The organism is Variovorax sp. Varisp85, assembly GCF_047304045.1.
In the GTDB taxonomy this organism is placed as follows: Bacteria; Pseudomonadota; Gammaproteobacteria; order Burkholderiales; family Burkholderiaceae_C; genus Variovorax.
Genome location: NZ_JBGLYN010000126.1, coordinates 1 through 5,656, shown reverse-complemented (window position 1 = coordinate 5,656; position 5,656 = coordinate 1). Strand labels below are relative to the sequence as shown.

Here is a 5,656-nt window from a genome sequence, read left to right as displayed (position 1 = left end):
CCCGTTTCTCGCCGACCAAGCTGCATTCCGCAGTGCGGTCATTTCCCCAACCGTCAATTCCAGGAGGTCATTCATGAATTTGACGATCAGCGGTCATCACCTCGACGTCACACCTGCCTTGCGCACCTACGTCACGAGCAAGCTGGACCGGATCACCCGACATTTCGACCAGCTCGTCGATGTGAAGGTGATCCTCACGGTGGAAAAGCAAAAGGAAAAGGAACGCCGCCAAAGGGCGGAATGCAACATCCACGTCAAGGGCAATGACATGTTCGCGGAATCGAGCCACGCTGATCTCTACGCCGCGGTCGATGAACTGGTCGACAAGCTCGACCGCCAGGTGGTGCGCCACAAGGACCGCCTGCAGGACCACCATCACGCCGCGCCCAAGCGCGTGATGTAGGAGGAGCCCTCGGGCTCGCATCCAAGGCCGCCTTCGGGCGGCTTTTTGTTTTCCGACTGCGGCGGTGGGGCTTTGGCAAGCTTCCAGAGGGCGCGCGAGGCCTCTGGGCAACATGTAGACAGAAAGTAAATAGGGGGACTGGGGGTTTTTACCAAGCGGGTGCATAATCGCCCCCCGCCCTGCACCCACCATGAATCGCCTCGCGTCCATCCTGCCGCCCGCTCAAGTGCTTGTGAGCGTTGACGCTACCAGCAAGAAACGTGCTTTCGAAGAAGCCGGCCTGCTGTTCGAAAGCCTTCACGGTCTGGGCCGTGCCCTCATCACCGACAGCCTGTTTGCGCGCGAGCGCCTCGGTTCCACCGGTCTGGGCCATGGCGTGGCCATTCCGCATGGCCGCATCAAGGGCCTCAAGGCGCCGATGGCGGCCGTGTTCCAGCTGGCCAATCCCATCGGCTTCGACGCACCCGACGAGCAGCCCGTCGCGCTGCTGATCTTCCTGCTGGTGCCCGAAGCGGCCACGCAGAAGCACCTCGAAATCCTCTCTGAAATCGCCGAACTGCTGAGCGATGCCAGCCTGCGCGAACAGATCAAGTCCAGCACCGACGCGTCCGTCCTCCACGGCCTGATCGCTGGCTGGCAATCCACGCAAGTCGCCTGACCTGTGGCTCGCCCCCAGGCTTCGCGCACTTCGTGTCGCTTCGCCAACCCCCTACCGGGGGCAATACCAGCGGCCCGGCAAAGCCGGTTCCGCGGTATTCTGGCCTGCCCCAACTCTGGTGCGTGAGCGCCGTCTCCTGAACGCATGAAGCCGACCGTCATCAGCGCCGATGCCATGTTCGAGGAGTTCCGCGGGTCGCTCCGCTGGGAATGGCTCGCAGGGCTCGGCGCTTCAGAACGCCAGTTCGACTCCGAAGTCATCAGCCGGGCCCAATCGGCGGCCGACCTCGTCGGCTACCTCAACTACATCCACCCCTACCGCGTGCAGATCCTCGGCGCCCGCGAGGTGGCCTATCTGACGCGCGGCAGCGAGGAGGACTGCGCCCGGCGCATCGCCCGCATCGTCACGCTGGAGCCCCCGATGCTGGTGCTGGCCGACGGCCAGGCCGCGCCGGACGAACTGCTGTCGATCTGCGAACGCGCCCAGCTGCCGCTGTTCGCCACGCGCGAGTCGTCGGCCTTCGTGATCGACCTGCTGCGCGCCTACCTGTCCAAGCACTTTGCCGAGCGCACCTCGATGCACGGTGTGTTCATGGACATCCTGGGCATGGGCGTGATGATCACGGGCGAATCGGGCCTGGGCAAGAGCGAGCTCGGGCTGGAGCTGATCTCGCGCGGCAACGGCCTCGTGGCCGACGATGCGGTCGATCTTTTCCGCATCAACCAGAACACCATCGAAGGGCGCTGCCCCGACCTGCTGCTGAACCTGCTGGAAGTGCGCGGCATCGGCCTGCTGGACATCCGCGCGATCTTCGGCGAGACGGCGGTGCGCCGGAAGATGCGGCTCAAGCTCATCGTGCACCTCGTGCGGCGCGACAGCTTCGAGCGCGACTACGAGCGCATGCCATCGGCGCCGCTCACGCAGGACGTGCTGGGCATTCCGGTGCGCAAGGTCATCATCCAGGTGGTGGCGGGGCGCAATATCGCCGTGCTGGTGGAGGCGGCGGTGCGCAACTCGATCCTGCAGCTGCGCGGCATCGACACCTATGCCGACTTCGTGGCGCGCCACCACAAGGCGATGGAAAACGGCCGCGAAGGGGACTGACCGGTTGGGGGTATGCGGCCGCCGCCGGGCCGCCCCAAGGCGGGCCGCGCCTCCCCCTCGGGGGGGAGTTACACGCAGCGAAGCGCAGTGAAAAGCCGGGGGGTCAACGTTTCTTGGCGCAGTCCCCGCAAAGGCCGTACAGCGACATGGCATGGTCCTGCAGGATCCAGTCCTTGTCCTTGGCGATCATCTGCTGGCGGCGTTCGATCTCGGCGTCGTAGAACTCCTCGACCTTGCCGCACGAGGTGCAGATCAGGTGGTCGTGGTGCGTGCCTTCGTTCAGTTCGTAGACCGCCTTGCCGCTTTCGAAATGGCTGCGCTCGAGGATGCCGGCCTGCTCGAACTGCGTGAGCACGCGGTAGACGGTGGCCAGGCCGATGTCGGAGTGTTCGTTCAGCAGCACGCGGAACACGTCTTCCGCCGTCATGTGCCGTTGGCTGCCGGTCTGGAAGATCTCGAGGATCTTCAGGCGTGGCAAAGTGGCCTTGAGGCCGGTATTCTTGAGTTCGTCGATGTTGGCCATGTGATTCCTGCGCCCTGGGCTGCGGCAAAGGCCCTGAAAAGGGCCAGCCGCTACAATGGCCGATCATATCGCTACCCCCCTTTTTCCTCCCATGCCTGCCATTCTCCAACGCCGTCCCTGGCTGCTGGTTGCTGCCGTTGCTGCAACGCTCTGCCTTGGTGCCTGCAGCGGTTTCAGCGATCGCACGCGTGGCGCGCTGGCCGCCGTCACTCCGTACAAAGTCGAAGTGGTGCAGGGCAATTTCGTGTCGAAGGAACAGGTCGCGGCGCTCAAGCCGGGCATGTCGCGCCAGCAGGTGCGTGAAATCCTCGGCACCTCGCTGTTGAACGACGTGTTCCACGCCAATCGCTGGGACTACGTGTTCACCATTCGCCGCCAGGGCGTGGACCCGCAGGAACGCCACCTGACCGTGTTCTTCAACGGCGAACTGCTCGACCGCTTCGAGGGCGACGAGATGCCCAGCGAGGAAGAGTTCGTCGCCACGCTCGACACCCGCAAGAAGTCCGGCAAGGTGCCCACGCTCGAGGCCTCGGAAGACGAGCTCAAGAAATTCGCACCCTCCAAGGACGAGAAAAAAACCGACTCCGCCGCGGGCGCATCGGCCTCCCTGCCGCCGCTGCCGGCTGCCTATCCTCCGCTCGAAGCCGCGCGCTGAGCGCGGCGCGAGCAGCATCGGCAGCGGGCGGCGCCCGCCGAGCCAGGCGGCGTCCGTCCCGTGTGCATGCATGCCATTGGCCGTTTCGAAATCCTCGAAGACTGAATCCGCGTGACTGAATCCAACTCCACTCCTGCCAATTCCACTCCCGCGCCACGCCGCATCGCCGTCGCGGGAGCATCCGGCCGCATGGGCCACATGCTGATCGAGGCGGTGCGCAATGCGCCTGACCTGCGCCTGGCCGGCGCGCTCGACATTGCCGGCAGCCCGGCACTCGGCACCGATGCCGGCGCCTTCCTGGGCTTCGAGAGCGGCGTGTCCATCGTGTCCGAACTGCGCGCAGGCCTGAAGGACGCGCAGGTGCTCATCGACTTCACCCGCCCCGAAGGCACGCTCGCGCACCTCGCGGCATGCCGCGAGCTCGGGGTGCAGGCGGTCATCGGCACCACCGGCTTCAGCGACGCGCAGAAGGCCGAGATCGCCGAGATCGCGAAAGACATCGCGATCATGATGGCGCCCAACATGAGCGTGGGCGTCAACGTCACCTTCAAGCTGCTCGAAATGGCGGCCAAGGCCATGTCGACCGGCTACGACATCGAGATCATCGAGGCGCACCACCGCCACAAGGTCGATGCGCCCTCGGGCACCGCGCTCAAGATGGGCGAAGTCATCGCCGATGCGCTGGGCCGCGACCTCAAGGACTGCGCCGTGTACGCCCGCGAAGGCATCACCGGCGAGCGCGATCCCTCCACCATCGGCTTCTCGGCCATCCGCGGCGGCGACATCGTGGGTGACCACACCGTGCTGTTCGCGGGCACCGGCGAGCGCATCGAGATCACCCACAAGTCGTCGAGCCGCGTCACCTACGCGCAGGGCAGCCTGCGCGCGGTGCGCTTCCTGGAGGGGCAGCGCGCCGGCCTGTTCGACATGTACGACGTGCTGGGCCTGCGCTAGCTCAAGGGACATCGATGAGCGTGCTCGAACTGCTGACCCATGGCGACGGCGTCAGCCGTTCGGTGGCGGCGCTGCTGCTGGCGATGTCGGTCGCGAGCTGGGTCATCATTCTCTGGAAGGCGTGGCTGCTGCGCGGCGGCACGCGCGATGTGCTGCGCAGCATCGCGGCGTTCTGGCAGTCGTCCACGCTGGCCGACGCAGAGCAGAAGCTCAAGGCCTTCGACCGCGCGACGCTCGTGTCGCCTGCCGTGTCGGCCATCAAGAGCGTGGCCGCCGGTGCGCCGGCCGGCACGCTGGGCGCCACGGTCGACCGCAACCAGCGGCTCACGCGCGTTCTGCGCGACGCCCTGCACGGCGCGCTGCGCCGGCTGCAGGCGGGGCAGATTCTGCTCGCCACGGTTGGCGCTACGGCGCCCTTCGTCGGATTGCTGGGCACGGTCTGGGGCATCTACGGCGCGTTGACGGGCATTGCCGGCCAGACCGGCGGCTTCACCATCGACAAGGTGGCAGGCCCGGTCGGCGAGGCGCTCATCATGACGGCCTTCGGCCTCGCCGTGGCCATTCCGGCCGTGCTGGCCTACAACGTCTTCGGCCGCGTCATCGGCCGCATCGAAGCCGAGCTCGAAGGCTTCGCGCACGACCTGCTGGGCAGCTTCGGTGAGGCGGCCGGGCCCGCGGCACCGCCGCCGGCGCGGCCGATGCCGGTCTAGGGAGCGCACGCGCCATGGCCTTCGGTCGCACTTCACTGGGCAGCAGCGCCGCAGGTGGCGGGCGGGCCATGGGCGCCGGTGCGCAGCGGCCGCTGTCCGACATCAACGTGACGCCCCTGGTCGACGTGATGCTGGTGCTGCTGGTGATCTTCATCATCACCGCGCCGCTGATGGCCAGCTCGATCAAGCTCGACCTGCCGCAGACCGATGCGGGCCAGCCCAACGACACGCCCAAGTTCGTGAGCCTGTCGGTCGACGCCTCGGGCAAGGTCTTCTTCAACGACAAGGCTGTGACCGACGAGGAACTGGCGCAGCAGCTCGAAAAGGCCGCCGCCGACAGCAAGGACACCGAGGTGCAGCTGCGCGCCGATCAGGCCGTGCCCTATGGCAAGGTGGTGGCGCTGATGGGCATCGCGAACAAGGCAGGGCTGAGCCGCATCGGATTCGTGACCGAGGCAGAGCCGGCAGGCGAGAAGAAGCCGCGCTGACCCTGTCTTGCTCCTTCCCCATCTGGTGGAAGGCTGGGATGGGGGCTCGGCGGCATCGGCGGCTGCGCGGCGGTGGAGGCCGTCCGGGGGCGGGGGCGCCCGCCCCCCCCCGCCGCGGCGGCCGCCCGCTCCGGGCAGGGGTGCCAGACCGCCACGGAGGG

At 66.8% G+C, this 5,656-nt stretch carries 8 protein-coding genes; 7 read left to right on the top strand and 1 reads right to left on the bottom strand.

The features are described from left to right. Positions 1-73: 73 nt before the first annotated feature. The 3 genes from hpf (at position 74) to hprK (ending at position 2,165) form a co-directional block, all read left to right on the top strand. Positions 74-403: a ribosome hibernation-promoting factor, HPF/YfiA family gene (gene hpf / locus ACCC97_RS28520; RefSeq protein ID WP_007832687.1), complete on the top strand. Its 330-nt coding sequence runs from the start codon at positions 74-76 to the stop codon at positions 401-403. 190 nt (positions 404-593) lie between these two features. Continuing rightward, entirely contained in the window at positions 594-1,061 is a 468-nt protein-coding gene (locus ACCC97_RS28515) for a PTS sugar transporter subunit IIA (protein ID WP_007832688.1), read from the top strand. Positions 1,062-1,205: 144 nt separating this feature from the next. Beyond that, entirely contained in the window at positions 1,206-2,165 is a 960-nt protein-coding gene (gene hprK / locus ACCC97_RS28510) for an HPr(Ser) kinase/phosphatase (protein WP_007832689.1), read from the top strand. 103 nt (positions 2,166-2,268) lie between these two features. On the opposite strand, the gene fur is transcribed toward hprK, so the two are convergent. Beyond that, a complete protein-coding gene (fur, locus tag ACCC97_RS28505) occupies positions 2,269-2,688 on the bottom strand; it encodes a ferric iron uptake transcriptional regulator (RefSeq protein ID WP_007832691.1) in 420 nt (139 codons plus the stop codon). Positions 2,689-2,779: 91 nt separating this feature from the next. On the opposite strand from fur, the gene ACCC97_RS28500 reads away from it, so the two are divergent. The 4 genes from ACCC97_RS28500 (at position 2,780) to ACCC97_RS28485 (ending at position 5,495) form a co-directional block, all read left to right on the top strand. Beyond that, positions 2,780-3,343 carry an outer membrane protein assembly factor BamE gene (locus tag ACCC97_RS28500; protein ID WP_007832693.1) on the top strand — a complete coding sequence of 188 codons (564 nt, stop codon included), beginning with the start codon at positions 2,780-2,782 and terminating at the stop codon, positions 3,341-3,343. Between the two features lie 111 nt (positions 3,344-3,454). Next, positions 3,455-4,297, top strand: a complete 843-nt coding sequence (gene dapB / locus ACCC97_RS28495) for a 4-hydroxy-tetrahydrodipicolinate reductase (RefSeq protein ID WP_081502647.1) — start codon at positions 3,455-3,457, stop codon at positions 4,295-4,297. Positions 4,298-4,311: 14 nt separating this feature from the next. After that, positions 4,312-5,007: a MotA/TolQ/ExbB proton channel family protein gene (locus tag ACCC97_RS28490; RefSeq protein WP_007832697.1), complete on the top strand. Its 696-nt coding sequence runs from the start codon at positions 4,312-4,314 to the stop codon at positions 5,005-5,007. Between the two features lie 14 nt (positions 5,008-5,021). Further along, positions 5,022-5,495 carry an ExbD/TolR family protein gene (locus ACCC97_RS28485; RefSeq protein ID WP_007832699.1) on the top strand — a complete coding sequence of 158 codons (474 nt, stop codon included), beginning with the start codon at positions 5,022-5,024 and terminating at the stop codon, positions 5,493-5,495. The last annotated feature ends 161 nt before the right edge of the window (positions 5,496-5,656 follow it).